The organism is Rhizobacter sp. Root1238 (genome assembly GCF_001425825.1).
In the GTDB taxonomy this organism is placed as follows: domain Bacteria; phylum Pseudomonadota; class Gammaproteobacteria; order Burkholderiales; family Burkholderiaceae_C; genus Rhizobacter.
Map to the genome: position 1 here is coordinate 452,690 of NZ_LMDM01000001.1, position 26,576 is coordinate 479,265.

Sequence of the window (26,576 nt, forward strand, 5' to 3'; positions counted from 1 at the left end):
TCGTGCTGGTTGAACTGTCGGCCACCGCCGCCTAATCTCGGAAAGCCGGTAACGTTTTCCGAGGAGCCCGCCATGCTGCGTGTTGTTCGTGCGTTCAGTGTCGTGCCCGTGTTGCTGCTCGGCGCCTGCGCCGGCCTGCCGGGCGGATCCACCCAGGAGGTCGACCAGCAAAGGGTGGCCTCCATCGATCGCGCCGCCCTCGGACGGGGCGTCAAGGTCTACTGGGTGAGCATGCCGACGAAGCGGGTCGCGCCCGCAGCGGCCACGTCGGCCGCACCCGGGTGACCGGAGGGCTTGATCGATACTGGCGCGATGTCGCTGCCGGTACTGTTCAAGCTCCTCGCCATCTTTCTCGTCGTCGCCCTCGGCTACCTCGCCGGCCGCCTGCGCTGGCTGGGCGAGAACGACCCCGCGCGCGTGCTGGGCAACGCCGCGTTCTACCTGTTCGTTCCGGCGCTGCTGTTCCGCACCACGTCGCGGCTCGACCTCGCCGGCATGCCGTGGGGCACGCTGCTCGCGTTCTTCGCGCCGGTGCTGGTGCTGCTGCTCAGCGTCTACGCCTGGCAGCGCCCGCGGGTGCACGCCGGCCGCCTCGCGACCGCCGCGCCCAGCGTGCGGGCGATCTCGGCGAGCTTCGGCAACACGGTGCAGGTCGGGATCCCGCTGGTCACCGCCGTCTTCGGCGAAGCGGGGCTCGAGATCCACGTCGCGATCGTCAGCCTGCATGCGTTGACGCTGCTGACGGTGCTGACCGCGCTGGTCGAGCTCGACCTGGCGCACGAACGCGTCAGGCAGGGGCAATCGAGCGCGCACCTGGGGCGCACGCTGGCGCGCACCGCCCGCAACACCATCGTCCACCCGGTGACGCTGCCGGTGCTGGCCGGGCTGGCCTGGAACCTGTCGGGCCTCGCGATGCCGGCGGTGCTCGACGAGGTGCTGGTCCAGCTCGGCCTGCCGGTCGTGCCGCTGTGCCTGGTGCTGATTGGCATGTCCCTTGCGTACTACGGCGTCCAGGGCGCCGTGCGCGGTGCCGTGGTGATCTCGGTGCTGAAGCTGCTGGTGCTGCCGGCCCTGGTGCTGGTCGTCGGCCACTGGGGCTTCGGGCTCGCGGGGCTGCCGCTGGCGGTGGTGGTGATGGCGGCGGCATTGCCGATCGGCAGCAATGCGCTGATCTTCGCGCAGCGCTATGCGGCACTCGAAGCCGAGACCACCGCGGCGATCGTGCTGTCGACCTGCGGCTACATGCTGACCGCACCGTTGTGGCTGTGGTTGCCCGGCCGGCTGGCCTAGGCCAGCGCGCTATCATCCGCCGCGCTGCCCACAAGGCGGCGCTTTTCCTTCAGACGTTGGACAACCCTTCTCAGGACCCACCCCCATGAAACTTCGCGGCTTCCCCTTGAAGGCCCTTGCGGCCACCTGCCTGCTGGCCTGTGCGGGCGCATCGTTCGCGGCCAAGACGCTGGTCTACTGCTCCGAGGGCAGCCCGGAAGGCTTCAATCCGCAGTACTACACCACCGGCACCACGTTCGACGCGGTGTCCGTGCCGATGTTCAACCGCCTGGTCGAGTTCGACACCGGCACCACCAACATCATCCCGGCGCTCGCCGAGAGCTGGACCGCCGCCGCCGACGGCCTGAGCTACACCTTCAAGCTGCGCAAGGGCGTCAAGTTCCACAGCACCTCGAAGTTCACGCCGACGCGCGACTTCAACGCCGACGACGTGCTGTTCTCGTACAACCGCATGGCCGACCCGAACCACCCGCTGGCCAAGACCCAGCCGGGCGCGACCTACGCGTACTTCGAGGACATGGGCATGAAGGACATCGTCGACCACGTCGAGAAGGTCGACGCGCTGACGGTGAAGTTCGTGCTGAAGAAGCCCGAGGCGCCGTTCATGGCCAACATGGCGATGGACTTCGCGTCGATCCTGTCGGCCGAATACGGCGAGAAGATGAAGGCCGCCGGCACGCCGGAGGCGCTCGACCGCGAGCCGGTGGGCACCGGCCCGTTCCAGTTCGTCTCGTACCAGAAGGACGCGGTGATCCGCTACAAGGCCTTCGACGCCTACTGGGGCGGCCGCCCGAAGATCGACAACCTGGTGTTCGCGATCACCACCGACGCATCGGTGCGCTATGCCAAGCTGAAGACCGGCGAGTGCCACGTGATGGCCTTCCCGAAGCCGGCCGACGTCGCGCTGATGAAGACCGACCCGAACATCAACCTGGTGCAGCAGAACGGCCTGAACGTCGGCTACATCGCGTTCAACGTCGAGAAGAAGCCGTTCGACAACAAGCAGGTGCGCCAGGCGCTGAGCATGGCCGTCAACAAGAAGGCGATCCTCGACTCGGTGTTCCAGGGTGCCGGCCAGCAGGCCAAGAACCCGATCCCGCCGACCCTCTGGTCGTACAACGACAAGGTCACCGACTACGCCTATGACCCGGCGAAGGCGAAGGACCTGCTGGCCAAGGCGGGCTTTCCGAACGGCACCGAGGTCGAGCTGTGGTACCTGCCGGTGACCCGCCCGTACAACCCGGACGGCAAGCGCATGGCCGAGCTGATCCAGGCCGACTGGGAGAAGATTGGCGTGAAGACCAAGCTGATCACCTTCGAATGGGGCGAGTACCGCAAGCGCAGCAAGACCGGCGAGCAGCACGCGATGATGTTCGGCTGGTCCGGCGACAACGGCGACCCCGACAACTTCTTCGTGCCGCTGCTGGGTTGCTCGGCGGTGAAGGGCGGCGGCAACGTCGCGCGCTGGTGCGACAAGGGCTTCGAGGAGCTGGTGCAGAAGGCCAAGGCGGTGACGAAGCAGTCCGACCGCGCCGCGCTGTACTCGAAGGCCCAGGACATCGTGCACGAAGAAGCGCCGTGGATCCCGATCGCCCATTCGGTGCGCTTCGATCCGGTGCGCAAGGAAGTGATCGGCTACAAGATGGATGCGACCGCGCACCATTACTTCACCAAGGTCGACCTCGCGAAGTGACGACCCCTCGGCCGGCGGGTACGCCGGCCGATCCCCCGAGGGGATGCGGGCCGGCTTGGGGCGGCCCGGCGCTCGGCCCGCCTTCTCTCCGGCCACCATTCAAATGATTTCCTTCCTCGCCAAGCGCCTGTCCCTGGTGCTGCCGACCTTCCTCGGCATCACCCTGCTGGTGTTCTCGCTGATCCGCCTGTTGCCGGGCGACCCCGTCGAAGCCATGTCCGGCGAGCGCGGCATGACGCCCGAGCGCTACACGCGCCTGGTGCACGAGTTCGGCCTCGACCGCCCGCTGTGGCAGCAGTACCTCGACTACGTCTGGCGCGCGCTGCACGGCGACCTGGGGCTGTCGACCATCACGCACGAGCCGGTGTTCCGCGAGTTCCTGACGCTGTTCCCGGCCACCATCGAGCTGTCGATGGTCGCGTTGTTCCTCGCGCTCGCGATCGGCCTGCCGGCCGGCATCCTGGCCGCGATGAAGCGCAACACCGTCTACGACTACAGCGTGATGGGCGCGTCGCTGACCGGCTATTCGATGCCGATCTTCTGGTGGGGCCTGCTGCTGATCCTGTTCTTCTCGGTCACGCTCGGCTGGACGCCGGTGTCGGGCCGCATCGCGATCCAGTTCGACATCCCGACGGTCACCGGCTTCATGCTGATCGATTCGCTGCTGTCCGACGACACCGGCGCGTTTCGCAGCGCGGTCTCGCACCTGATCCTGCCGGCGGTCGCGCTCGGCACCATCCCGCTGGCGGTGATCGCGCGCATGACGCGTTCGTCGATGCTCGAGGTGCTGCGCGAAGACTACGTGCGCACCGCGCGCGCGAAGGGCGCGTCGACCTGGCGCGTGGTCGGCATCCATGCGCTGCGCAATGCGCTGATCCCGGTCGTCACGACGGTCGGGCTGCAGGTCGGCACGATGCTGGCCGGCGCGATCCTCACCGAAACCATCTTCTCGTGGCCCGGCATCGGCAAGTGGCTGGTCGAGGCCATCCACCGCCGCGACTACCCGGCGGTGCAGGGCGGCATCCTGATGTCGGCCACGGTGATCATCGCGGTCAACCTGGTGGTCGACCTGCTGTACGGCGTGATCAACCCGCGCATCCGGCACCACTGAGGGCGGCACCATGAATCAAGCAAGCTCTCCGCAAGCCGCCATCGCCGCCCCGCCCGACACCGGCACGCCCCCGACGCAACTCGCCGAGCTGTGGCGCGACTTCCGCCGCAACCGCGGCGCGATCATCGGCTTGGCCATCGTCGTCGCGCTGCTGCTGTGCGCGCTGCTGGCCGACGTGATCGCGCCCTACTCGCCCTCGGAGCAGTACCGCGATGCGACGCTGCATGCGCCGTCGTGGGAGCCGGTCAACGGCCACCGCTTCCTGCTCGGCACCGACCCGGTCGGGCGCGACGTGCTGTCGCGGCTGATCCACGGCACGCGGCTGTCGCTGCTGATCGGGCTGGTGTCGGTCGGGCTGTCGCTGAGCATCGGCGTGGTGCTGGGCCTGCTGGCCGGCTTCTTCCGCGGCGCCACCGAGTTCACGATCATGCGGCTGATGGACATCATGCTGGCGCTGCCCAGCCTGCTGCTGGCGGTCTCGGTGGTCGCGATCCTCGGCCCCGGGCTGATGAACGCGATGTACGCGATCGCGATCGTGATGCTGCCGCACTTCGTGCGCCTGACGCGCGCCGCGGTGATCGGCGAGTTGGGCAAGGACTACGTCGCCGCGTCGCGGCTGGCCGGTGCCGGCACGTTCCGGCTGATGTTCGACACCGTGCTGCCGAACTGCGCCGCGCCGCTGATCGTGCAGGCCACGCTCGGCTTCTCGACCGCGATCCTCGATGCGGCCGCGCTCGGCTTCCTCGGCCTCGGCGCGCAGCCGCCGACGCCCGAGTGGGGCTCGATGCTGGCCAGCGCGCTGGAGTTCATCCAGAGCGCCTGGTGGGTCGTCACGCTGCCGGGTCTCGCGATCCTGGTGTCGGTGCTGGCCTTCAACCTGATGGGCGACGGCCTGCGCGACGCGCTGGACCCGAAGCTGAAGAGATAAGACCGATGCCTTTGCTGGAAGTGGATCAACTGCGGGTCGAGTTCGGCTCGACCGTGTCGCCGTTCAAGGCGGTCGACGGCGTCAGCCTGCGCATCGACGCGGGCGAGGTGGTGGGCATCGTCGGCGAATCGGGTTCGGGCAAGAGCGTGACCGCGCTCGCGCTGATGGGGCTGATCGACGAGCCCGGCCGGGTCTCGGCGCAGGCGCTGCGCTTCGACGGCCACGACCTGCTGGCGATGCCGCTGAAGCAGCGCCGGCAGATGCTCGGCCGCGACATCGCGATGATCTTCCAGGACCCGATGAGCAGCCTGAACCCCTGCTTCACGGTGGCCTACCAGCTGATGGAGACGCTGCGCATCCACGAAGGCGGCTCGAAGAAGGCGCTGCGCGCCCGCGCGCTGCAGCTGCTGAAGGATGTCGAGATCCCCGACGCCGAGCGCCGGCTCGATGCCTTTCCGCACCAGCTGTCGGGCGGCATGAGCCAGCGGGTGATGGTCGCGATGGCGATCGCCTGCAACCCGCGGCTGCTGATCGCCGACGAGCCGACCACCGCGCTCGACGTGACGATCCAGGCGCAGATGCTGGCGCTGCTGCTGCGGCTGCAGCGCGAACGCGGCATGGCGCTGATGCTGATCACGCACGACCTGGGCGTGGTGGCCGAGGTCGCGCAACGGGTGCAGGTGATGTACGCCGGCGAGGTGGTCGAGACGGCCGGCGTGCCGCGCATCTTCGAGGCGCCGCGCCACCCGTACACCGCGGCGCTGCTGTCGGCGCTGCCGGAGCACAACATCGGCCAGCGCCGGTTGAACTCGATGCCCGGCGTGGTGCCGGGGGCCTGGGACCGGCCGGGCGGCTGCCTGCTGTCGCCGCGCTGCCCGCGCGTGCAGGACCGCTGCCGTGCCGAGCGGCCGGCGCTGGTCGGGCCCGACGGCGCGCAGGCGCGCTGCTTCTTTCCGTTGACCGAGGTGGCGGCATGACGGTCCTTCGACAGGCTCAGGACGGTCGGGATGCCACCGTGCTGGTCGCCAACGACCTGGCGAAACACTACCCGGTCTCGCAAGGCTTCCTGAAGCCGAAGGCGCTGGCCCGTGCACTCGACGGCGTGTCGTTCGAGGTCCATGCCGGCCGCACGCTGGCCGTGGTCGGCGAATCCGGCTGCGGCAAGAGCACGCTGGCGCGCCAGATCACGATGATCGAGACGCCGACCAGCGGCCACCTGGTGCTGGGCGGCGTCGACGTCGCGAGCGCCGATGCGGCCACGCGCAAGCGGCTGCGCCGCGAGGTGCAGATGGTGTTCCAGAACCCGTTCGCGAGCCTGAACCCGCGCAAGCGCATCGGCCATGCGCTCGAGGAGCCGCTGGCCATCAACACCACGCTGTCGGCCACCGAGCGCACCGAGCGGGCGCGCGCGATGATGGCGCGCGTCGGGCTGCGTCCGGAGTTCCACCAGCGCTACCCGCACATGTTCTCCGGCGGCCAGCGCCAGCGCGTCGCGATCGCGCGTGCGCTGATGCTGCAGCCGCGCATCGTCGTCGCCGACGAGCCGGTGTCGGCGCTCGACGTGTCGATCCAGGCCCAGGTGCTGAACCTGCTGATGGACCTGCAGGAAGAGACGCAGGTGGCCTACGTCTTCATCTCGCACAACCTGGCGGTGGTCGAGCTGATCGCCGACGAGGTGCTGGTGATGTACCTCGGCAAGGTGGTCGAGAAGGCGCCGAAGCGGCAGCTGTTCGCCGCGCCGCGCCATCCGTACACGCGGGCGCTGCTGGCGAGCACGCCGCGCATCGATGCGGCCTCGCGCGCGCAGAAGGCAGTGCTGGCCGGCGAGCTGCCGTCGCCGCTGAACCCACCGAGCGGCTGCGCGTTCCACAAGCGCTGCCCGCATGCGATCGAGCGCTGCCGCGTCGAGGCTCCGTTGCTGGCCGAGGTGGCGCCGGGGCAGTGGGCGGCGTGCCACCGGTCGGCCGAGCTGGCGTAACGGGCGGGGAACGGCGCAGGGGCCGAGCGCCGGGCCGCCCCAAGCCGGCCGCGTCCCCTCGGGGGACCGTCCGGTGTACCCACTGGGCGAGGGGTGGTCATCCTGCGAGAATGCGCGGATGACTTCGACCGACCTCCAGGCCGTGATCGCCCACATGGGCGCGGCCGCCCGCGCGGCCAGCAGCAGGATGGCCGCGGCCTCCACCGCCGCGAAGAACGCCTCGCTGCTGGCGCTGGCCCGCCGGCTGCGCGAAGACGGCCCCTTGCTGGCCCAGGCCAACCAGTTGGACATCGATGCCGCCATCGCCGCCGGCCTGGCGGCGCCGATGGTCGACCGGCTCAGGCTGACGCCGAAGGTGCTGGCCACCGTCGCCGAAGGCTGCGAGCAGATCGCCGCGATGCCCGACCCGATCGGCGAGATCACCGGGCTGCGCCGCCGGCCGAGCGGCATCAGCGTCGGCCAGATGCGCGTGCCGCTCGGCGTGTTCGGCATGATCTACGAGAGCCGCCCGAACGTGACCATCGAAGCCGCGTCGCTCGCGATCAAGAGCGGCAATGCCTGCATCCTGCGCGGCGGCTCCGAGGCCATCCACTCGAACCTCGCGCTGTGGAAGCTGGTGCAGGCCGCGCTCGCCGAGGCCGGCCTGCCGCCCGACGCGGTGCAGCTGGTGCAGACCACCGACCGCGCCGCCGTCGGCCACCTGATCGCATCGCCGGAAGCGGTCGACGTGATCATCCCGCGCGGCGGCAAGGGCCTGATCGAGCGCATCAGCCGCGAGGCGCGCGTGCCGGTCATCAAGCACCTGGACGGCAACTGCCATGTCTACGTTGATGCGCAGGCCGACCTCGACCTCGCGCTGCGCGTGACCGACAACGCGAAGACGCAGAAGTACAGCCCCTGCAATGCGGCCGAATCGCTGCTGGTGCACCGCGACGTCGCCGCCGCCTTCCTGCCGCGCCTGGGCGCGCTGTGGGCGCCGAAGGGCGTCGAGATGCGCTGCGACGCGGCGGCGCTCGCACTGCTGCAGCCGGTGGCCGGGCTGGCGCTCGTGGCCGCGACCGAGCAGGACTGGAACGAGGAATACCTCGCGCCGGTCATCAGCGTGAAGCTGGTGGCCGACCTCGACGAGGCCATCGCGCACATCAACCGCCACGGCTCGCACCACACCGACGCCATCCTCACCGAGCACCACGGCCATGCGATGCGCTTCCTGCGCGAGGTCGATTCGGCCAGCGTGATGGTCAACGCGAGCACGCGCTTCGCCGACGGCTTCGAGTACGGGCTGGGTGCCGAGATCGGCATCAGCACCGACAAGTTCCATGCGCGCGGGCCGGTCGGGCTGGAGGGGCTGACGTCGATGAAATGGGTCGTGCTCGGCCAGGGAGAAGTGCGGACATGAGCGATCCCCGTTCGGCGCTGGTGCTGTTCTCCGGCGGCCAGGATTCCACCGCCTGCCTCGCGTGGGCGCTCGAAAGCTACGCCCACGTCGAGACCATCGGCTTCGACTACGGCCAGCGCCACGTCGTCGAGCTGGAGTGCCGGCTGAACGTGCGCGCGCAACTGCATGCGAAGTTCCCGCGCTGGGCCGGCAAGCTCGGCGACGACCACCTGCTCGACCTGCAGCTGCTCGGCCAGATCTCCGACACCGCGCTGACCAAGTCGCGCGCCATCGAGATGAACGCGAGCGGCCTGCCGAACACCTTCGTGCCGGGCCGCAACCTGCTGTTCTTCACGTTCGCCGCCGCGGTGGCCTACCGCCGCGGCCTCAGCGTGCTGGTCGGCGGCATGTGCGAAACCGACTTCTCGGGCTATCCCGATTGCCGCGACAACACGCTGAAGGCGCAGCAGGTGGCGCTGAGCCTGGGCATGGACACGCCGATGACGATCGAGACGCCGCTGATGTGGCTCGACAAGGCGCAGACCTGGGCGCTGACCGCCGAGCTGGGCGGCGAGCCGCTGACCGACATCGTCGTCGAGCACACCCACACCTGCTACCTCGGCGAACGCACGCTGCGGCACGAATGGGGCTACGGCTGCGGCCAGTGCCCCGCCTGCGCGCTGCGGGCGCGCGGCTACGGGGCCTGGCGGCGTCACGGCGCGATGCCGTTCGCCGACACCGAACGCGCCGGCTGAACCGCGAGCCACGGTGCGAGCGCGCGCCGGCCGTCCGGCGTCAGCGTCAGCGCGCGCGAGCCGTCGACGCGGCGCAGCCAGCCGTGCGCGATCGCGTGGTCCAGCAGGTTGACGGCCAGCGCACCGGCCAGGTGGTCGCGGCGCTCCGACCAGTCCAGGCAGGCATAGGCCTGGCGCTTCGAGCCGGCCGCCGGTACGGCGACCCCGAGCGTCTGCAGTTCGTGCCGGCCGACATCGGTCAGCACGAACTGGCCGTCGCGCGGCGCCAGCGTGCCGCGCGCCAGCAGCCCGTCGAACAGCGCGACGCCCAGCTCGCCGGCCAGGTGGCTGTAGCAGGTGCGCGCGGCCTTCAGCGGCTTGTAGGCGCCGTGGTTCCACTTGTCGGCGCTGGCGGCGCGCTCGGCCACCAGCGACAGGGCTTCGAGCGCATGGCCGATGTCGGCATCGGCCAGCCGGAAGTAGCGGTGCCGGCCCTGCGTGCGCACGACGACCAGCTCGTTGTCGACCAGTTGCGCCAGGTGCGTGCTGGCGGTCTGCGCGGTGACGCCGGCCACCTCGGCCAGCTCGCCGGCCGCCAGGTACTGGCCGCCCATCAGCGCGGCCAGCATGCGGGCGCGGGTCGGGTCGCCGATCATCGCGGCGATGCGGGCGAAGCGGGGTTCCGGGTGGCTCATCGCGCGATCCTCGCATGCCGGGTCAGGCCAGTGCCGACCGCAGTGCCAGATACGCGCCAAGCAGCCACAGCCCGGCGAAGAAGACGCGTTTGAAGGCGTCCGGCTGCACCGCCCGCCGCAGCCGCTGGCCGAGGCCCATGCCGAGCAGCGCCGGCAGCAGCGCGAGCAGCGAACTGCCAGCGGCCTGCGCATCGAGCGTGCCGCCGTGGCGCAGGCTGACGGCCAGCGCGATCGTCGACACCAGGAACGAGATGCCGAGCGCGCGCACCAGCTCGTCCTTCGCGAGGCCGAGCGCCTGCAGGTAGGGCACCGCCGGGATCACGAACACACCGGTCGCCGCGGTGACCAGGCCGGTGGCCACGCCGACCGGCAGCGCGAGCCAGCGCTCCCAGCGCGGCGGCACCTGCAGCCGCACCGACAGCAGCCCGAGGCTCGCATAGGCCAGCAGCGACAGCCCGAGCGCGAGGCCGGCCCAGCCCGGCGCATGGCCGGCGCCCAGCCAGCCGGCGCCCAGCGCGACGCCGACGCACACGCCGGCCAGCAGCGGCGCCAGCCGGCGCAGCAGTGCGCCGAAGCCGGGCCCGGCGATCTGCCACAGGTTGGTGACGAACGACGGCACCACCAGCAGCGCGGCCGCCTGCGCCGGCGGCATCACGACGCTCAGCAGGCCCATCGAGATGGTCGGCAGGCCGAGGCCGATCACGCCCTTGACGAAGCCGGCGAGGGCGAAGACGAAGCCGGCGAAGGCCAGCAGGAACGACAGGTCGATGGAAGTCATGGAAAGTCCCGGAAGCGATGCCGCCATCGTCGCTCCGGCGACCCGCCGGTGGCTTCGGGCTGGATCGAAGCATCGGAAGTCACAGACCTGCCACATGTCGTCGCGACACTCCCCGCTTCGCCCCACGGCGACCACACCACGAGGAGTTCAGATGACGTTGAAGCTTGGAATCGGTTGGAGCCTGGGTGCCATCGCCGTGGGCGCCGGCCTGCTGGCCTGCGGCGGCAGCGACGACGACGCGCCGCCGCCGAGCACGCCGACCATCGCAGCCGGCAGCACCGCGCAGCTCGCGCTGCTGGAGACCACCGACCTGCACACCAACGTGCGCAGCTACGACTACTTCAAGCTCGCCGGCGACACCTCGCTCGGCTTCGAGCGCACCTCGACGCTGATCAAGGCCGCGCGCGCCGAGTTCGCGAACACGCTGCTGGTCGACAACGGCGACACCATCCAGGGCACGGCGCTGTCGGACTACCAGGCGCTGGTGAACCCGGTGGCCTGCACCGACACGCTCGCGATCTACAAGGCCATGAACGCCGCCGGCTACGACGTGGGCGGCATCGGCAACCACGAGTTCAACTACGGCCTGCCCTACCTCGCGCAGGTCACCGGCAGCAAGTTCGACGTCGACGGCATGCCGGCCGTCGGCACGCAGCCCAAGTGCGCCGGCCCGGCCTTCCCGCAGGTGCTGGCCAACGTCTACAGCGTCAAGAGCCGGCAGCCGCTGTTCACGCCCTACACCATCGTCACGAAGACGCTGAAGGCCAAGGACCCGGCCGGCCAGGACATCAGCGTGCCGGTCAAGGTCGGCTTCATCGGCTTCGCGCCGCCGACCATCCTGGCCTGGGACAAGCGCTGGCTCGACGGCAAGGTCTACACCGAGGGCGTGAAGGAGACCGCCGAGAAGTTCATCCCCGAGATGAAGGCCAAGGGCGCCGAGCTGATCGTCGTGATCTCGCACGGCGGGCTCGACAGCTCGGCCTACTCGCCGACGCTGGAGAACGGCAGCTGGCACCTGTCGAAGGTGGCCGGCGTCGACGCGATGCTGATCGGCCATTCGCACCAGATCTTCCCGGACGCCGCCAGCACCGTCGGCCAGTTCAACCAGACCGGCGTCGACAAGGCCAAGGGCACCGTCAACGGCGTGCCGACCGTGATGGCCAACTTCTGGGGCAAGCACCTCGGCGTGATCGGGCTGTCGCTGAAGCACGACGGCAGCAAGTGGAGCGTCGACACGGCGAAGACCACGGTGCAGGCGCGCTCGACGCAGAACGCCGACAAGACCTATGTCGCCGTCGACGCGACGGTCGCGCCGCTGATCGAGGCGGAGCACCAGGCGACGATCGCGTACGTCAGGACGCCGGTCGGCACGACCGACTTCCGCATGACGACCTACTTCGCCGACGTGGGCGAACCCGGCGCGATCGAGATCGTCAACCAGGCGCAGGCGGACTACGTGTCGAGCTACATCCAGGCCAACATGCCGGAGTTCAAGACGCTGCCGGTGCTGTCGGTCAGCGCGCCGTTCAAGTCGGGCTTTGCCGGAGGTGCCGATTTCACCGACGTGGCTGCCGGCCCGCTCGCGATCAACAACGCCGCCGACCTGTACCTGTACCCGAACACCCTCTACGCGGTGAAGGTGACCGGCGCCGACATCAAGGCCTGGCTGGAGACCGCGGCCAAGCGCTTCAACACGATCAACCCGGCGCTGACCACGGCGCAGGAGCTGGTCAGCAGCTACCCGGGCTACAACTTCGACATGTTCACGTCGGCCGACATGCAGTACGAGATCGACGTGACGCAACCGGTCGGTAGCCGCATCAGGAGCCTGATGTACAAGGGTGCGGCGATCGACGCGGCCGCGCAGTTCGTCGTCGCGACCAACAACTACCGCGCCAGCGGCGGCGGCAGCTTCCCGGGGCTGGACGGCAGCAAGACGATCTACGCGTCGCCCGATGCCAACCGCGATGCGCTGATCGCCTACATCAAGACCGCGAAGAACCTGACCCGCGCGGGCAACGGCTCGCACCGCAGCTGGCGCTTCACGAAGGTGACGACGGCTGGGCCGGTGACCTTCAAGTCGGCGACCGGCCAGCTCGCGCTGGCGCAGGCGGCCGGCCTGTCCGGCATCACGCTGCAGCAGGCGGACGACGGCAGCGGCAAGAGCCTGTCGGTCTACGCGATCGACCTGGCGCAGTGAGTGCCACCGTGACGACCGCGGCGACCGATGACCTGACGCCGACGGCGCTGCCGGCCGACCGCACCTTCTTCTGGGCGCTGGTCGCGCTGGCGGCGGCCACTGCGGCGCTGGCAGCGGGCCTGTCCGTGCGCAACGGCTCGTCCGAGCGCGCGGCGATGGCCGCCGTGTCGACCGAGCAGTTGGCGGTGCGTGCCGGGGCCGGCCGCGACGCGCAGGCGCTGCAGCAGCTGCGCTACCGCGCGCAAGGCGGCGCGGCACCGGCGCAGCAGGCGCTCGGCAGCGTGCTGGCATCGACCGAGGGGGCGGACCGTGCCGAGGCGGTTCACTGGCTGGAGGCGGCGCAGCGGCAAGGCGACGCGCAGGCGTCGTACCTGCTGGGCCGGCTGCACCTGCAATCGGCTGCGCTGCACGCCGAAGCGTACGCGGCGCGCGATTTCGAACGGGCCGCCGCGGCGGGCCATGCCGGTGCGGCGCTGCAGCGCGGGCTGATGGCGCGCCGCGCGCAGGATCCGGTCGCCGCGGCGCGCTGGCTCGCGCAGGCCGCGCAGGCGCACGATCCGCAAGCGCTGTTCCTGCTCGCCAACGCCACGCGCGAAGGCAACGGCGTGCCGCGCGACGAAGCCCGTGCGCTGGCGCTGTACCGCGAGGCGGCCGCGCTGGAATACCCGCCGGCCCACCAGGCCTTGGCGATGGCCTACGAACGCGGCGAACTGGGCCTGGCGCGCGACAGCGACCAGGCGCGCGAGGCGCTGGCCGAAGTGGCGCATTCGCTGAAACACCCGCCGGTCGAGCGCTGAACCGGTGCTTGTTGGCGCGGCGGCCGCGTTCCGTCGCGGGGCGGGCCGCTGCTGGCGTAGAGTGCCGCCTTCATGAGCACTCCCCAAATCGTCGCCTGGATCCTCGTCGCCGTGCTGGTCTTCTGGGCCGTCGGCGCCTACAACCGCCTGGTGCGGCTGCGCAACGTGATCGGCAATGCCTTTGCGCAGATCGACGTGCAGCTCAAGCGCCGCTACGACCTGATCCCGAACCTGGTCGAGGTCGCCCGCAAGTACGTGGCCCACGAGCGCGAGACGCTGGAGGCGGTGGCCGCCGCGCGCAACCAGGCCAAGGCGGCGGCCGACCTGGCGCGTTCGCGCCCCGGCGCCGCCGGGCCGGTCACCAGCCTCGCGATGGCCGAGGGCGTGCTCGGCTCGGCGATGGGCCGGCTGATGGCGCTGGTCGAGGCCTATCCCGAGCTGAAGGCCGACCAGAGCCTGCGCGAGTTGTCCGAGGAGCTGACCAGCACCGAGAACAAGGTCGCTTTCTCGCGCCAGCTGTTCAACGACGCGGCCCTCGACTACAACATCGCCGCGCAGCAGTTCCCGACCCGCCTGCTGGCCGCGCTGTTCGGCTTCCGCGAGGCGGCGATGCTGCAGGCCACCACGAACGAGGCCGAGCGCGCCGCGGTGCGCGTGCAGCTGTAGCCCGCACGCCCCCGTGCGCTTTCGCGACCAGCAGCACGAGACCCGCCAGGCCACGCTGCGCCTGCTGGCGCTGTTCGTGCTGCTGCTTGCCGCGCTGGTGCTGGCGGTCAACGCGGCACTGTGCGGGCTCTGGTGGGGCGGCAGCGTGCTGCTGCTGCGCGACCCCGGCTTCCTCTACCTCCCGCCGCTCTTCTTCGAGACGAACACCGCCATCGTGCTGGTGTTCGTGCTCGGCGGCTGCGGCATCGAGACGCAGCGGCTGCGCAGCGGTGGCGGCGCGCACGTGGCCGAATGGGCCGGCGGGCGCGAGCTGACGGACCCGCGCGACGTCACCGAGCGCCGGCTGCTGAACATCGTCGACGAGATGGCGCTCGCGTCCGGCCTGCCGCGCCCGCGCGTCTACCTGCTGGAGCGCGAGCAGGCGATCAATGCCTTCGCGGCCGGCTGGTCGCCGCAGGAATCGGTGGTCGCGGTGACGCGCGGCGCGCTGCAGCGGCTGACCCGCGACGAGCTGCAGGGCCTGGTCGCGCACGAGTTCGGCCACATCCACAACGGCGACCTGCGCCTGCACATGGTGCTGCTCGCGCTGGTGTGGGGCCTGTCGCTGGTGCACGGCTACGGCCACCGCCTGTTCGACGCCGACGAAGACGGCGACCGCAGCTTCCCCGGCGTGCTGGTCGGCCCGGTCTTCATCGCCGCCGGCGGCCTGGGCTGGGTCGCCGGCCGGGTGCTGCAGGCTGCCGTCTCGCGGCAGCGCGAGTTGCTGGCCGATGCCAGCGCGGTGCAGTTCACCCGCAGCCGCGACGGCCTGGGCGGCACGCTGCGCAAGATCTGGCACCAGGTCGACGCGCACGAGGCCGGGCTGCTGCGGGTGCCGTCGCGCCTGCTGGCCGGCCAGCTGATGCAGGCACAGCCCGGCTGGTTGTCCACGCACCCGCCGCTGGCCGAACGCGTGCGCCGCATCCAGGGCCGCGTGCTCGGGCCGCTGGCCGCCCCGACGCTGGCGATCGGCGAGGCCGAGGAGCCGCGCCGCGCGCACGCCCCGGTCCCGCCCGCCGCGTTGGCTGGCACCGCGTCTTCCATCGCCTATGCTGTCCCCATGCCAGAGACACCCGACCCCAGCGGCACGCTGCCGCAACCCCGCCCGAAGTCAGATGACGACGAGCGCGAGGCGATCGATCGCCTCGCGCGTGTGCACGGCCCCGGCGAGATGCGGGCGGTGCTGCTGGCGCTGATCGCGACGCCCGGCAGCCAGCGCGAGCGCCGCGCCTGGCGCGACGAGACCAAGGGCCTGAGCACCGCCGATGCGCTGCGCGACGAGGTCAAGAAGCTGAGCGCCGCGGCGCGCCTGCCGTGGCTCGAAGTGCTGCTCGGGCGCATCGCGCGCGCGCCGCTGCACGACCGGCAGGACGTCGTCGAAGCGGCGCGCCGGGTGATGGCGGCCGACGGCCAAGTGCGACCGATCGACCGGCTGCACTGGCTGGCGTTGCGGCACCGGCTGGGCGAAGCGCGCCCGCCGAGCCCGAGCGCCGGCACCAGCAACGACGTGGCCGACCTGCCCGAATCGGCGCTGCTGCAGGTGGCGCGGCTGACCGCCTTCCTGTCGCGCCTGGTGCCCGATGGCGAGCTCGAGACCGGCACCGCCTGGTACCAGGCGGTGATGAAGCGCTGGGTGCGCGGCGCCATCGTGCCGGCACCCGAACTGCCGGATGCCGACGAGGTGGCGCAGGCGCTGGCCGTCGTGCAGGGCCTGCCGTGGATGCTGCGGCCGGTGCTGGTGCGCGCCTGGCTGGAGGCGGCGCTGGCCGCGAGCCCGCTGAACCGGCTGTCGGACGGTGCGGCCGATGCGCTGCGGCTGGCCGGGTTGCTGCTCGACTCGCCGATGCCGCCCGAGCTGGCGCGGCACTACATCGAGTTGCCGGCCGCCATCAGTTCAGGCACATGACCGACGCGGTGGCGACCAGTTCGTCGAACAGCGCCATCGAGACCTCGCCCGACACCGCATACGGATCGAGCTCGGCCTTCTCGGAGTACTTCAGCAGCAGCGCCGGGTTCAGCATGTTCATCTGCACCTGGCCCATCGCCCAGCCGGCGAAGCGGCGCTCGCCGATCTCCTCGTAGCGCAGCAGCGCCACGTCGTGGTGGCGCGCATCGTTGGCGATGCGGTTGTACAGCAGGCTCACCGGCAGCCGGCCGCCTTCGAGCACCTGCAGGAAGATGCCGCCCGAGAAGCACAGCACGCCGGTCACGCCGACCTGCGGGTTGTGGGCGCGCGATTTCTTCATGATGGCCGCGAGCGTCTCGTTGTCCATCGACGCGGCGGCACGGCTGGCGTACATCAGGCGCACGAGCATGGGGAATCCTTTCAGGTCTTCTTGCTCAGCAGGGACAGGAATTCGCGGCGCAGGCTCGCATCCTTCAGGAACGCGCCGCGCATCACGCTGTTGGTCATCATCGACTGGTCGTCCTTGACTCCGCGCCAGTGCATGCAGAAGTGGTCGGCTTCCATCACCAGCGCGAGGCCGTCGGGCTTGACCCGGCTCTGCAATTCGTTGGCCAGCATCGTGACCGCCTCTTCCTGGATCTGCGGGCGGCTCATGATCCAGTCGCAGATGCGGGCGTACTTCGACAGCCCGATCAGGTTCGAATGCTCGTTCGGCAGGATGCCGATCCAGACCCGCCCCATGATCGGGCACAGGTGGTGCGAGCAGGCGCTGCGCACCGTGATCGGGCCGACGATCATCAGCTCGTTGAGCCGCTCGGCGTTCGGGAATTCGGTGACCGCGGGCATCGGCACGTAGCGACCGCGGAACACCTCGGTCAGGAACATCTTCGCGACGCGCTGCGCGGTCTCGTGGGTGTTGTGGTCGCTGTCGGTGTCGATCACCAGCGCCTCCAGCACCTGCTGCATCTTGGCCGCGACCTCGTCGCGCAGCTCGTCGATCTCGCCGTCGCGGATGTGGGCCGCGATGTTGTCGTTCGCGTGGTAGCGGCAGTCGGCGCCGACCAGCCGGTAGCGGATGCGCTCGGACGCGGGCAGCGCGGCGAGTTCTGCGTCGCTGCGGGCGTCGCTGCGGGGGGGCGCTTTCGGCATGTCGGCCTTTCTGGGTGCTGCGCGAGGTCGAGGCGGATCGGGTGCCGCCGGGTGGCGATTGTGCCGCGACGCGCGCCATCTCGTCGGCGGGCACACCCGGATCTCGCCCGTAGACTCTCGCCCGTGACCTCCCTGCCGCTGTCCCAGCTCCTCATCCATGTCGCGACCGCCGTGCAGGCCGTGCGCGATGGCCGCTCCCTCAACGACGCGCTCGCGCGCTGCCCCGCCGAGGCCCGCCCCGGCACGCAGGCGCTGGCGTTCGAGGTCATGCGCAAGCTCGGCGCGGCCGAGGTGCTGCGCCGCCGGCTGGTTCCCAAGCCGCCGCCGCCGTTCGTCGACGCGCTGCTGCTGAGCGTGCTGGCGCTGATGTGGCCCGGCGAGGACGCCGCACCGGCCGACGACGGCGCCCGCTACGCGCCGCACACGCTGGTGAACCAGGCGGTCGATGCCGCCAAGCAGCGTGCGCGGGCCAGCGCGTCGTTCGTCAACGCGGTGCTGCGCCGCTACCTGCGCGAGCAGCCGGCCCAGGTGGCCGCGGCGCTCGCCGACCCGCTGGCCCGCCACAACCACCCGCGCTGGTGGATCGAGCGGCTGCAGGCCGACTGGCCGGCGCACTGGGAGGCGCTGCTGGCCGCCAACAACAGCCGCCCGCCGATGACGCTGCGTGTCAATGCGCGTCGCGGCACGCCCGAGGCCTATGTGCGCCGGCTCGCCGACGCCGGGCTCGAAGGCCGCGTCGCCGGCCCGCATGCCGTCGTGCTGGCGCAGCCGACCGCGGTGCAGCGGCTGCCCGGCTTCGCGGCCGGCGACGTCTCGGTGCAGGACGCCGCGGCCCAGCTCGCCGCGCCGCTGCTGGTCGGCGACGGGCTGCCGGCCGGCGCCCGGGTGCTGGACGCCTGCGCGGCCCCCGGCGGCAAGACCGCCCACCTGCTGGAGCTGGCCGAGCTCGACGTGACGGCGCTCGACAGCGACCCGAACCGGCTGGCCCGGGTGCGCGACACGCTGGACCGGGTCGGCCAGCGCGCCACGCTGGTGGCTGCCGACGCGCGCGACACCGCCGCCTGGTCGCAGGGGCGGCCGTTCGACGCGATCCTGCTCGACGCCCCCTGCAGCGCCTCGGGCATCGTGCGCCGGCATCCGGACGTGCGCTGGCTGCGCCGCCCGACCGACATCCCCACGCTGGCCGCGCTGCAGGGCGAGCTGCTGGACGCGCTGTGGCCGCTGCTGGTGCCCGGCGGCCGGCTGGTGTATTGCACCTGCTCGGTGTTCCAGGCCGAGGGACGCCAGGTGATCGACGCTTTTTTGCAACGCGAACCCGGTGCCGCCGTGGCTTCCGACCGGCCTTCGCCCGGCCACCTGCTGCCGCTCGCTGACAATCCAGCCGAAGGCCACGCGCTCCAACCGGGTGCATCGCCCGACGGCTTCTTCTACGCACTGCTGACCAAATCCTAGAACGCACCCGTGCTGCGCTCTCACCGGCTCTCTCCCAGGCAAGGCTGTGGTGCCCCCCGCTCGCGCGGCTGGGGGCGGCTGTTGCTGTGGCTGGCGATGGCGCTGCTGGTGACGCTGCACGCGCCTCTGCGGGCCGAGCCGATCGAGCTCGAGAGCTTCGACCTTGTGCGCGGCGACGATGGCCTGATGCTGGGCTTCTCGGCCCAGTTCGAGCTGCCGCGGACGGTCGAAGACGCGCTGCTGAAGGGCGTGCCGGTGTACTTCGTCGCCGAGGCCGAGGTCTACCGCGACCGCTGGTACTGGCGCGACAAGCTGGTGTCGTCGGCGACCCGCACCTGGCGCCTGGCCTACCAGCCGCTGACGCGGAAATACCGCGTCACCTTCGGCGGGCTGCACCAGAGCTACGACAATCTGTTCGATGCGCTGGCCTCGCTGCGCCGCGTCGTGAGCTGGCGGCTGGCCGATGCCGCCCAGATCGAGGACGATGGCCACCACTACATCGAGTTCAGCTACCGGCTTGACACCAGCCAGCTGCCGCGCCCGATGCAGATCGGCATCGGCGGCCAGGCCGACTGGACCTTGCGCGTCGAACGCTTCAAGCGATTTTGATGCGCGCTCTGCTTCAAGGGTGATCGCTACGTTGTCGTGGGTTCGTCACTGACATGACCAAGGCTTCCCGCTGGGCATGGATCGTCTCGCTGGTCGCCGTCACCGGCGCGGGGCTGGTGCTGGTGTTCCTGCTGTCGATCGCCACCAACAGCCGCGGGCTGTACGAGAAGCACTACGTCTGGCTGTTCTGGGTCAACCTGCTCGTCGCCGCGCTGCTGCTGCTGGTGATCGGCATCGCCTCGGTGCGGCTGCTGCTGCGGGTGCGGCGCGGCAAGTTCGGCAGCCGGCTGCTGCTGCGGCTGGCCGCCATCTTCGCGATGGTGGGCGTGGTGCCCGGCTTGCTGATCTACACGGTGTCGTACCAGTTCGTCTCGCGCAGCATCGAGACCTGGTTCGACGTGAAGGTCGAGGGCGCGCTCGATGCCGGCCTGAACCTCGGCCGCGGCACGCTCGATGCGCAAGTCAACGACCTCGCGAGCAAGACCCGGCTCGCCGCCGAGCGGCTGGCCGACAGCACGCCGACCGTGCAGCCGCTGCAGCTGGAGCGGCTGCGCGAGCAGTTGTCGGCGCAGGAGGTGACCGTGCTCGGCCCGAGCGGCCAGGTGCTGCTGACGGTCGGGCCCAGCGCCGCCGGCAACCTGTCGCCCGACCGGCCGACGCAGGCCCAGCTGCGCCAGGCGCGCAGCACCCGCGTGCTCAGCCAGCTGGAAGGGCTGGACGAAGACACCGCGGCGAATTCGGGCACCGCACGCATCAAGGCGCTGGCCTTCATGCCGAGCACCAACCTCTCGCTCGACGGCCAGGACCGCTTCCTGCTCGTCACCCAGCTGCTGCCGAGTTCGGTGGTGACGAACGCGCTGGCGGTGCAGGCCGCCTACCGCGAGTACCAGCAGCGCTCGCTGGCGCGCGACGGGCTGCGGCGCATGTACATCGGCACGCTGACGCTGACGCTGATCCTCGCGGTGTTCGGCGCGCTGCTGCTCGCGGTGACGCTGGGCAACCAGCTCGCGCGGCCGCTGCTGGTGCTGGCCGAAGGCGTGCGCCAGGTGGCGCGCGGCGACCTGACGCGCAAGCAGGTGGTGGCGTCGCGCGACGAGCTGAGCGGCCTGACGCGCTCGTTCGCCGACATGACCGAGCAGTTGTCCGATGCGCGCTCGCTGGTGCAGCGCAGCCTCGCGCAGCTGGAGGCTGCGCGCACCAACCTGCAGACCATCCTCGACAACCTGACCGCCGGCGTGATCGTGTTCGACCGCGACGGCCGCATCGACACCGTCAACCCCGGCGCGACGCGCATCCTGCGACTGCCGCTGTCGGCCTACCGCGGCCGCACGCTGGCCGAGGTGCCGGGGCTCGAATCCTTCGGCCAGGCGGTGCTGCAGCGCTTCGACCTGCACCGCAGCAGCCCCGAGGCCGGCGAGCGCGACCACTGGCAGGACGCGTTCGACCTGCAGACCGCCCCCGACCGCGACAAGGTGACGCTGCTGGTGCGCGGCGCGGCGATGCCGCACGACGGCCGGCTGATGGTGTTCGATGACATCAGCGACGTGGTGTCGGCGCAGCGTGCCGAGGCCTGGAGCGAGGTGGCGCGGCGCCTGGCGCACGAGATCAAGAACCCGCTGACGCCGATCCAGCTGTCGGCCGAGCGGCTGCAGCACAAGCTCGAATCCAAGCTCGAGGGGCTCGACCAGGCGATGCTGGTGCGCTCGGTCGGCACCATCGTCAGCCAGGTGCAGGCGATGAAGACGCTGGTCAACGAGTTCCGCGACTACGCGCGGCTGCCGGCGGCGCGGCCGCACGCCCTCGACCTGAACGCGCTGGTGGCCGAGGTGCTGACGCTGTATGCCACCGCGCAGGAATCGGGGCAGCTGCGCACCGCCTTCGCGGCCGACCTGCCGCCGATCATCGGCGACACCACGCAGCTGCGCCAGGTCATCCACAACCTGGTGCAGAACGCGACCGATGCGGTGGCCGAGCGGCCCGATGGGCTGGTGCGGGTGGCGACCGAGCTCGCGCGCACCGAGCAGGGCGAGGTGCGCGCGGTGCGGCTGCAGGTGATCGACAATGGCCCGGGATTCGCGGACAAGGTGCTGAAGCGGGCGTTCGAACCGTACGTCACCACGAAGAGCAAGGGGACCGGCCTCGGCCTGGCCGTGGTCAAGAAAATCGCCGATGAACACGGGGCTCGCATCCGGCTGGCCAACCTCACCGAGGCGTCCGAGCGCGGAGAAGTCGTGATCGGCGCCCAAGTTTCGCTATCATTTTCAAAATTCGCACCGGTTGGGTCCGCTGAAGCGGCCGCCGCCGACAGCCGGGTGCACTGAGGGTTCATGGCCACCATTCTTGTTGTAGACGACGAACTGGGCATCCGCGCCCTGCTGTCGGAGATCCTGACCGACGAAGGCCACCAGGTCGAACTGGCCGAAAACGCGGCGCAGGCCCGCGCGTGCCGCGAGCGCGTGCGCCCGGACCTGGTGCTGCTCGACATCTGGATGCCCGATGTCGACGGCATCACGCTGCTGAAGGAATGGGGTGCGACGACGCTGCTGACGATGCCGGTGATCATGATGTCGGGCCACGGCACGATCGACACCGCGGTCGAGGCGACCAAGGTCGGTGCGGTGGCCTTCCTCGAGAAGCCGATCACGCTGCAGAAGCTGCTGCGCGCGGTGGAGCAGGCGCTGGTCAAGCCGAACAGCCGCGCGGCCCCGCCACCTCCGCCTCCACCGCCGCCGTTGCCTTTGCCGCGCATCGAGTACGGCATGCCGATCGAGTCGATCCCGGCGAGCCAGGCGGTGGTGCTGCCGCTGCCGCCGATCGGTCCGCAATCGGAGCAGAGCTTCGAGCTGGACCGGCCGCTGCGCGAGGCGCGAGACGCCTTCGAGAAGAGCTACTTCGAGTTCCACCTGGCCAAGGAGAACGGCAGCATGACGCGCGTCGCCGAGAAGACCGGGCTGGAGCGCACGCACCTGTACCGCAAGCTCAAGCAATTGGGCGTCGACCTGACGCGCAACAAGCGCAACGGCGGGATCTGACGGAGGCCCCGTCCCAAGCTGCTATACTCGTCGGCTCACGGCCAAGTAGCTCAGTTGGTAGAGCAGCGGATTGAAAATCCGCGTGTCGGTGGTTCGATTCCGCCCTTGGCCACCAGAATTCGCAAGAAACAGAAAAGCCCCGTTCAGTTCGCTGATCGGGGCTTTTCTGTTTCTGGGTCCTGAGCACGAAATCGTCACGGAACTTCATCACTGTTGCGGATGAAACGCCGTGTGCAAATGTTTCCCGCAGCGCGGCCGCCCTTATGCTTTCGCCCCAAACAGCACACGGGCCGGGGCCCTGGAGGGATTCGATGGAAGGCAGTGCACAGGTGCGCCTGGTGTTTGCAGGCGAACTGGTGGGCGGGTTCCGGATCGACGAGGTCAAGCGCAGCTTCGGCCAGGCCTACAAGGTCGATGGCGAGCGGCTGGACGCCGTGTTCGCCGGCGGGCGCACCGTGATCAAGCGGGCGGTCGCGCAAGGCGATGTCGAGCGCTACGTCGAGAAATTCCGCCAGATGGGCATGCAGGTGCTGGTCGAGCCGGCGGACGGGGAATCCCGGCCGGCCCCCGTCGCTGCACCGAAGACCGCGCCCGCCGCGCCGGCCGTCGCCGCCCCGGTGGCCGCCGTGCCCTTCTCTGTGCCACCGCAGCCTGCGCCACCGCAGCCTGCGGCCGCCACCGTCCCGCCGCTGGCACCCCCCGAGGCGCAGGTGACCTGCCCCAATTGCGGCGAACGCCAGTCGATGCGCGCGTTCTGCCGCAGCTGCTCCACCGACATCGCGCGGGCGCTCGCCAACAAGCAGGAAGAACTCGACCGGGCCCGCGCCGAACGGCTGGCGGCCCGCAACGGCGGCCGCTACGCACCGCCGAAATCCGGCGTGGCCGTGGTGCATGAAGGCACCGACGAGCTGCCGCCGGTGATGAGCCTCAGCTTCGAAGGCCGCATGGGCCGCATCGCGTACTTCAACACCGGCATGCTGAGCCTGCTCGGCATCGCGCTGATCGGCATCGGCGCGGCGGTGCTGCTGCCGATCTTCCGCTCCGCGACGGTGGTCGTGCCGCTGGTGCTGGCATTCGCCGCCTTCGGCGTCTGGGCGATGCGCGTCAGCGCGATCCGCCTGCACGACCTGAACCGCAGCGGCTGGTGGGCGCTGGTGCTGCTGATTCCGTACCTCGGCTCGGTCGTCAGCCTGGCGATGATGTTCTGGCCCGGCACCGACGGCGACAACGACTACGGGCCGCAGCCGCGCCAGGGCAATGGCGTCGCGGCCACGGTGATGGGCGTGCTGCTGGTGCTGATGCTGGGCGGCTCGCTGGTGTCGTACCGCTCTTACACCAAGCGGCTCGGTCACGAGGCGGCCGAGGCCCAGGGACAGGAGCAGTTCGACCCGCGCGCCGCGCAGGCCGCCGAGGTGATCACCGGTCCGGCGGCACAGCAGGCCTTCACCGACGAGTACCTGCCGCAGCCGAACCACAAGGCCTTCGCGTCGTCCGACAGCGGTGCCTTCGGCTGGCGGTCCGGCCAGGGGTCGCCGCGCGAGGCGGCACGCCAGGCCCTGTCGGCCTGCGAGGCCAACCGCAAGCCCTACACCGAGCCGTGCCAGCTGATCAACGTCAACGGGCAGTGGCTGACGAAACGCTGAGCGGCCCGCCGCCGCGGCGCGTCACTCGGCGCCGGCGGCGGCCAGTTCGCGCAGCGCCCGCTCGAAGACCTCGGGCGGCTGGCCGCCCTGGATCAGGTGGCGGTCATTGATGATCACCGACGGCACCGCCTGGATGCCGTGCTCGCGGTAGAACGCCTCGCGCTCGCGCACCTCGTCGGCGAATTCGTTCGTCGCGAGCACCTCGCGGGCGCGTGTCGCGTCAAGCCCCACGTCGCCCGCCACCTTCACCAGCAGCTCGTGCGAGCTCGGGTCCTGCCCGTCGGTGAAGTAGGCCTTCAGCAGCGCATGCTTCAGCGCGAGCTGGCGGCCTTCGAGTTCGGCCCAGTGCAGCAGCCGGTGCGCATCGAAGGTGTTGTAGATGCGCCCGCGCAGGTCCATGCGGAACGTGAAGCCGAGCGCGGCGCCACGCGCGCGGATCGCCTCGCCGCTCTGTGCGCGCTGCTCGGCGGTCGCGCCGTATTTCTGCATCAGGTGCTCGCCGATGTCCTGGCCCTGCGGTGCCATGTCGGGGTTCAGCTCGAACGGCTGGAAGTGCAGGTCCACCTTCACGCTGTCGCCCAATCGGGCGATGCCCTCTTCGAGCGATTTGAGCCCGATGGCGCACCACGGGCAGGAAACGTCGGAAACGAAATCGATCTTCATGGTCCCGATTGGACCAGCCCCGCGATCCCCTGGCGGGCCGACGGGGCATTCCGGCCGCCGCGGCTCACCCGAAGAGCTTCTGCAGGCGTTCTCTCACCTGCTGCGGCGTCAGGTCCTCCTTGTGGGTCGAGATGAACCACTGGTGGCCGAACGGGTCGATCAGGTGCCCGCTGCGATCGCCCCAGAACTGGTCGGCCACCGGCATCGTGATGCGCGCGCCGGACGCTACCGCCTGCTTCACGACCGCGTCGGTGTCGCTGACGTACAGCAGCGCCGAGCTCGACGAGCCGCCGAGCGTCAGCGGGCTCAGCGCCTGGTGCTCCGGCCGCTCTTCGGTCAGCATGAACTGCGCGCTTCCGACCTTCAGCTCGGCGTGCATCAGCTTGTTGTCCGGCGCGTCCATCTGCATCACCACCTGCGCGCCGAACACCTTCTGGTACCACGCGACCGCTTCCTTCGCGCCCTTGACCACCAGGTAGGGCGTGCTGCCGGTGGCCGGCGGCACCGGATCGACCGCGCCGGCCTGCTTCGCGTCGATCTGCGCACGCAGCCGGTCTTCCTGCGCGCGCAGCTCGGGCGTGAACTCGGCGCCGAAGTCCTCGGCCTCGAAGACCTGGCGGATCTCGATCTCCGACGACTCGCCCATCGGGTTCGGGCAGCGCTTGACCCAGGCGATCGCCTCGTCGAGCGAGTTCAGCTTCCAGATCCAGAAGCCGGCGATCAGCCCGTTGTCGCCGCTGAACGGGCCGTTGACGACGCTGCGCTCGCGCCCCTTGAAGCGCACGCGCGCGCCCTTCGAGCTCGGCTGCAGCCCTTCGCCGGCCTGCATCACGCCGGCCTCGACGAGCTCTTCGTTGAAGCGGCCCATCGCTTCGAGCAGCTGGGTGTCGGGCATCTCGCCGGCTTCGGAGTTCTTGTCGGCCTTGATCAGGATCATGAATCGCATGCTGGATCTCCTTGGATGAATGGGAAGCGACGGCTTCATTCCCGCGACGCGTCGCGGCAGCGCAAATCGACATGCTGCGCCCTCTTTTTTGTAACCGCCGCAGCCCCCGGGTTATCTTTGCGGCTGCCAGCCACTTCCGGCCGCCGAGGCCGTGCGACGCCATGCCGATCGAACCCTCCATGCCGACGACGACGCCGGTGCGCGTCTGGGACCTGCCGACCCGGCTGTTCCACTGGCTGCTGGTGATCTGCATCGTCGGCTCGGTCGTCAGCGCCAAGCTCGGCGGCAACGCGATGGAGTGGCACCTGCGCTTCGGCCTGATGGTGTTCACGCTGCTGGCCTTCCGGCTGCTGTGGGGCTTCGTCGGCGGGCGCTGGTCGCGTTTCGCGAGCTTCCTCCATGCGCCGTCCACGCTGCTGCGCCACCTGCGCGGCCAAGGCCGGCGCGACGAATGGCTGGAGGTGGGCCACAGCCCGAGCGGCGCGCTGTCGGTGTTCGCGATGCTCGCGATCCTCGGGCTGCAGGTCGCCAGCGGGCTGGTGGCCGACGACGAGATCTCGACCACCGGGCCGCTGATCAAGTTCGTCAGCGGGGCCACCAGCAGCCTCGCAACCTCATGGCACAAGCACTGGGGCCAGTGGTTGATCTACCTGCTGGTCGCGCTGCACATCGCGGCCATCCTGTTCTACCTGCTCAAGCGCGGCAACAACCTGACCGGCGCGATGCTGCGCGGCGACAAGGCCTTGTCGGATGACACGCCGGCATCGCGCGACAGCGCGGCCACGCGTGCGCTCGCGCTGGTGCTGCTGCTCGCCTGCGCCGCGCTGGCAGCCTGGGTCTGGCGACTCGGCGCCTGACACCCACCTGACAAGCCGGGCCGGGTTGCCTA

General features: G+C 70.4%; 25 protein-coding genes, 1 tRNA gene and 1 pseudogene. 20 read left to right on the plus strand and 7 right to left on the minus strand.

What is annotated here, in order from left to right:
• Positions 1 to 72 precede the first annotated feature (72 nt).
• From ASC98_RS02130 to queC, 9 genes are all read left to right on the plus strand, one after another.
• Positions 73 to 285 carry a hypothetical protein gene (locus tag ASC98_RS02130; RefSeq protein ID WP_056803788.1) on the plus strand — a complete coding sequence of 71 codons (213 nt, stop codon included), beginning with the start codon at positions 73 to 75 and terminating at the stop codon, positions 283 to 285.
• A gap of 27 nt (positions 286 to 312) precedes the next feature.
• Positions 313 to 1,290, plus strand: a complete 978-nt coding sequence (locus ASC98_RS02135) for an AEC family transporter (protein WP_056803792.1) — start codon at positions 313 to 315, stop codon at positions 1,288 to 1,290.
• 85 nt (positions 1,291 to 1,375) lie between these two features.
• Positions 1,376 to 2,983 carry an ABC transporter substrate-binding protein gene (locus tag ASC98_RS02140; protein WP_056803794.1) on the plus strand — a complete coding sequence of 536 codons (1,608 nt, stop codon included), beginning with the start codon at positions 1,376 to 1,378 and terminating at the stop codon, positions 2,981 to 2,983.
• A gap of 103 nt (positions 2,984 to 3,086) precedes the next feature.
• Entirely contained in the window at positions 3,087 to 4,094 is a 1,008-nt protein-coding gene (locus ASC98_RS02145) for an ABC transporter permease subunit (protein ID WP_056803797.1), read from the plus strand.
• A gap of 10 nt (positions 4,095 to 4,104) precedes the next feature.
• Positions 4,105 to 5,022 carry an ABC transporter permease subunit gene (locus ASC98_RS02150; protein ID WP_056803800.1) on the plus strand — a complete coding sequence of 306 codons (918 nt, stop codon included), beginning with the start codon at positions 4,105 to 4,107 and terminating at the stop codon, positions 5,020 to 5,022.
• 5 nt (positions 5,023 to 5,027) lie between these two features.
• The gene (locus ASC98_RS02155) at positions 5,028 to 5,999 is read left to right on the plus strand and encodes an ABC transporter ATP-binding protein (protein WP_056803803.1); all 972 of its coding nucleotides are present in this window, start codon (positions 5,028 to 5,030) and stop codon (positions 5,997 to 5,999) included.
• Positions 5,996 to 7,000, plus strand: coding sequence for a dipeptide ABC transporter ATP-binding protein (locus ASC98_RS02160; protein WP_056803806.1), 1,005 nt, complete (start codon positions 5,996 to 5,998; stop codon positions 6,998 to 7,000). Before ASC98_RS02155 ends, ASC98_RS02160 begins: the two co-directional genes overlap by 4 nt.
• A 118-nt stretch (positions 7,001 to 7,118) precedes the next feature.
• On the plus strand, positions 7,119 to 8,399 hold the full coding sequence (locus ASC98_RS02165; RefSeq protein WP_056803809.1) for a glutamate-5-semialdehyde dehydrogenase: 1,281 nt from the start codon (positions 7,119 to 7,121) through the stop codon (positions 8,397 to 8,399).
• Positions 8,396 to 9,133 (plus strand): 7-cyano-7-deazaguanine synthase QueC, encoded by a 738-nt coding sequence (queC, locus tag ASC98_RS02170; protein ID WP_056803812.1) that lies wholly within the window; start codon positions 8,396 to 8,398, stop codon positions 9,131 to 9,133. The genes ASC98_RS02165 and queC overlap by 4 nt, the downstream gene beginning before the upstream one ends.
• Here queC and ASC98_RS02175 read toward each other — a convergent pair.
• Both ASC98_RS02175 and ASC98_RS02180 read right to left on the minus strand, forming a co-directional pair.
• Positions 9,091 to 9,807, minus strand: coding sequence for a helix-turn-helix transcriptional regulator (locus ASC98_RS02175; RefSeq protein WP_056803816.1), 717 nt, complete (start codon positions 9,805 to 9,807; stop codon positions 9,091 to 9,093). The genes queC and ASC98_RS02175 overlap by 43 nt on opposite strands.
• 22 nt (positions 9,808 to 9,829) lie before the next feature.
• Entirely contained in the window at positions 9,830 to 10,585 is a 756-nt protein-coding gene (locus ASC98_RS02180) for a sulfite exporter TauE/SafE family protein (protein ID WP_056803819.1), read from the minus strand.
• Between the two features lie 151 nt (positions 10,586 to 10,736).
• On the opposite strand from ASC98_RS02180, the gene ASC98_RS02185 reads away from it, so the two are divergent.
• The 4 genes from ASC98_RS02185 (at position 10,737) to ASC98_RS31435 (ending at position 16,193) form a co-directional block, all read left to right on the plus strand.
• The gene (locus ASC98_RS02185) at positions 10,737 to 12,785 is read left to right on the plus strand and encodes a bifunctional 2',3'-cyclic-nucleotide 2'-phosphodiesterase/3'-nucleotidase (RefSeq protein ID WP_056803821.1); all 2,049 of its coding nucleotides are present in this window, start codon (positions 10,737 to 10,739) and stop codon (positions 12,783 to 12,785) included.
• On the plus strand, positions 12,782 to 13,582 hold the full coding sequence (locus ASC98_RS02190) for a tetratricopeptide repeat protein (protein ID WP_056803824.1): 801 nt from the start codon (positions 12,782 to 12,784) through the stop codon (positions 13,580 to 13,582). Before ASC98_RS02185 ends, ASC98_RS02190 begins: the two co-directional genes overlap by 4 nt.
• A gap of 72 nt (positions 13,583 to 13,654) precedes the next feature.
• Positions 13,655 to 14,248, plus strand: a complete 594-nt coding sequence (locus ASC98_RS02195) for a LemA family protein (protein ID WP_056803827.1) — start codon at positions 13,655 to 13,657, stop codon at positions 14,246 to 14,248.
• Positions 14,249 to 14,261: 13 nt separating this feature from the next.
• Complete coding sequence (locus tag ASC98_RS31435; RefSeq protein WP_056803830.1) at positions 14,262 to 16,193, plus strand: M48 family metalloprotease; 1,932 nt, start codon at positions 14,262 to 14,264, stop codon at positions 16,191 to 16,193.
• Here ASC98_RS31435 and ASC98_RS02205 read toward each other — a convergent pair.
• Positions 16,177 to 16,602 (minus strand): BLUF domain-containing protein, encoded by a 426-nt coding sequence (locus ASC98_RS02205; protein ID WP_056803834.1) that lies wholly within the window; start codon positions 16,600 to 16,602, stop codon positions 16,177 to 16,179. The two genes, ASC98_RS31435 and ASC98_RS02205, sit on opposite strands and share 17 nt — an antisense overlap.
• A gap of 11 nt (positions 16,603 to 16,613) precedes the next feature.
• On the minus strand, positions 16,614 to 17,342 hold the full coding sequence (gene folE, locus ASC98_RS02210; protein ID WP_056803837.1) for a GTP cyclohydrolase I: 729 nt from the start codon (positions 17,340 to 17,342) through the stop codon (positions 16,614 to 16,616).
• Between the two features lie 123 nt (positions 17,343 to 17,465).
• On the opposite strand from folE, the gene rsmB reads away from it, so the two are divergent.
• From rsmB to ASC98_RS02240, 6 genes are all read left to right on the plus strand, one after another.
• A complete protein-coding gene (rsmB, locus tag ASC98_RS02215) occupies positions 17,466 to 18,794 on the plus strand; it encodes a 16S rRNA (cytosine(967)-C(5))-methyltransferase RsmB (RefSeq protein ID WP_369820433.1) in 1,329 nt (442 codons plus the stop codon).
• 9 nt (positions 18,795 to 18,803) lie between these two features.
• Entirely contained in the window at positions 18,804 to 19,403 is a 600-nt protein-coding gene (locus ASC98_RS02220; protein ID WP_235581140.1) for a DUF4390 domain-containing protein, read from the plus strand.
• A gap of 53 nt (positions 19,404 to 19,456) precedes the next feature.
• Positions 19,457 to 21,724: an ATP-binding protein gene (locus ASC98_RS02225; protein WP_056803841.1), complete on the plus strand. Its 2,268-nt coding sequence runs from the start codon at positions 19,457 to 19,459 to the stop codon at positions 21,722 to 21,724.
• A gap of 6 nt (positions 21,725 to 21,730) precedes the next feature.
• The gene (locus ASC98_RS02230) at positions 21,731 to 22,435 is read left to right on the plus strand and encodes a response regulator (RefSeq protein WP_056803843.1); all 705 of its coding nucleotides are present in this window, start codon (positions 21,731 to 21,733) and stop codon (positions 22,433 to 22,435) included.
• Positions 22,436 to 22,474: 39 nt separating this feature from the next.
• Positions 22,475 to 22,550: transfer RNA gene (locus ASC98_RS02235), tRNA-Phe, on the plus strand.
• A 196-nt stretch (positions 22,551 to 22,746) separates the two neighbouring features.
• On the plus strand, positions 22,747 to 24,078 hold the full coding sequence (locus ASC98_RS02240) for a DUF805 domain-containing protein (RefSeq protein ID WP_157597854.1): 1,332 nt from the start codon (positions 22,747 to 22,749) through the stop codon (positions 24,076 to 24,078).
• A 21-nt stretch (positions 24,079 to 24,099) separates the two neighbouring features.
• Here ASC98_RS02240 and ASC98_RS02245 read toward each other — a convergent pair whose 3' ends face one another.
• The 3 genes and pseudogenes from ASC98_RS02245 to ASC98_RS31445 all read right to left on the minus strand — a co-directional run.
• Positions 24,100 to 24,741: a DsbA family oxidoreductase gene (locus tag ASC98_RS02245; RefSeq protein ID WP_056803849.1), complete on the minus strand. Its 642-nt coding sequence runs from the start codon at positions 24,739 to 24,741 to the stop codon at positions 24,100 to 24,102.
• A gap of 64 nt (positions 24,742 to 24,805) precedes the next feature.
• Positions 24,806 to 25,246 carry a VOC family protein gene (locus tag ASC98_RS31440; RefSeq protein ID WP_235581148.1) on the minus strand — a complete coding sequence of 147 codons (441 nt, stop codon included), beginning with the start codon at positions 25,244 to 25,246 and terminating at the stop codon, positions 24,806 to 24,808.
• Between the two features lie 21 nt (positions 25,247 to 25,267).
• Positions 25,268 to 25,687: pseudogene (locus ASC98_RS31445) on the minus strand (YciI family protein); the annotation flags it as partial.
• 161 nt (positions 25,688 to 25,848) lie between these two features.
• Between ASC98_RS31445 and ASC98_RS02255 the strand changes: the two are divergent.
• Positions 25,849 to 26,544, plus strand: coding sequence for a cytochrome b/b6 domain-containing protein (locus ASC98_RS02255; protein ID WP_056803852.1), 696 nt, complete (start codon positions 25,849 to 25,851; stop codon positions 26,542 to 26,544).
• Positions 26,545 to 26,576 lie beyond the last annotated feature (32 nt).

Bases quoted from the DNA above. Each gene is read 5' to 3' on its own strand.
- ASC98_RS02130 (WP_056803788.1), top strand. From the start codon at position 73: ATGCTGCGTGTTGTTCGTGCGTTCAGTGTCGTGCCCGTGTTGCTGCTC.
- ASC98_RS02135 (WP_056803792.1), top strand. From the start codon at position 313: ATGTCGCTGCCGGTACTGTTCAAGCTCCTCGCCATCTTTCTCGTCGTC.
- ASC98_RS02140 (WP_056803794.1), top strand. From the start codon at position 1,376: ATGAAACTTCGCGGCTTCCCCTTGAAGGCCCTTGCGGCCACCTGCCTG.
- ASC98_RS02145 (WP_056803797.1), top strand. From the start codon at position 3,087: ATGATTTCCTTCCTCGCCAAGCGCCTGTCCCTGGTGCTGCCGACCTTC.
- ASC98_RS02150 (WP_056803800.1), top strand. From the start codon at position 4,105: ATGAATCAAGCAAGCTCTCCGCAAGCCGCCATCGCCGCCCCGCCCGAC.
- ASC98_RS02155 (WP_056803803.1), top strand. From the start codon at position 5,028: ATGCCTTTGCTGGAAGTGGATCAACTGCGGGTCGAGTTCGGCTCGACC.
- ASC98_RS02160 (WP_056803806.1), top strand. From the start codon at position 5,996: ATGACGGTCCTTCGACAGGCTCAGGACGGTCGGGATGCCACCGTGCTG.
- ASC98_RS02165 (WP_056803809.1), top strand. From the start codon at position 7,119: ATGACTTCGACCGACCTCCAGGCCGTGATCGCCCACATGGGCGCGGCC.
- queC (WP_056803812.1), top strand. From the start codon at position 8,396: ATGAGCGATCCCCGTTCGGCGCTGGTGCTGTTCTCCGGCGGCCAGGAT.
- ASC98_RS02175 (WP_056803816.1), bottom strand. From the start codon at position 9,807: ATGAGCCACCCGGAACCCCGCTTCGCCCGCATCGCCGCGATGATCGGC.
- ASC98_RS02180 (WP_056803819.1), bottom strand. From the start codon at position 10,585: ATGACTTCCATCGACCTGTCGTTCCTGCTGGCCTTCGCCGGCTTCGTC.
- ASC98_RS02185 (WP_056803821.1), top strand. From the start codon at position 10,737: ATGACGTTGAAGCTTGGAATCGGTTGGAGCCTGGGTGCCATCGCCGTG.
- ASC98_RS02195 (WP_056803827.1), top strand. From the start codon at position 13,655: ATGAGCACTCCCCAAATCGTCGCCTGGATCCTCGTCGCCGTGCTGGTC.
- ASC98_RS02205 (WP_056803834.1), bottom strand. From the start codon at position 16,602: ATGCTCGTGCGCCTGATGTACGCCAGCCGTGCCGCCGCGTCGATGGAC.
- folE (WP_056803837.1), bottom strand. From the start codon at position 17,342: ATGCCGAAAGCGCCCCCCCGCAGCGACGCCCGCAGCGACGCAGAACTC.
- ASC98_RS02225 (WP_056803841.1), top strand. From the start codon at position 19,457: ATGACCAAGGCTTCCCGCTGGGCATGGATCGTCTCGCTGGTCGCCGTC.
- ASC98_RS02230 (WP_056803843.1), top strand. From the start codon at position 21,731: ATGGCCACCATTCTTGTTGTAGACGACGAACTGGGCATCCGCGCCCTG.
- ASC98_RS02240 (WP_157597854.1), top strand. From the start codon at position 22,747: ATGGAAGGCAGTGCACAGGTGCGCCTGGTGTTTGCAGGCGAACTGGTG.
- ASC98_RS02245 (WP_056803849.1), bottom strand. From the start codon at position 24,741: ATGAAGATCGATTTCGTTTCCGACGTTTCCTGCCCGTGGTGCGCCATC.
- ASC98_RS02255 (WP_056803852.1), top strand. From the start codon at position 25,849: ATGCCGATCGAACCCTCCATGCCGACGACGACGCCGGTGCGCGTCTGG.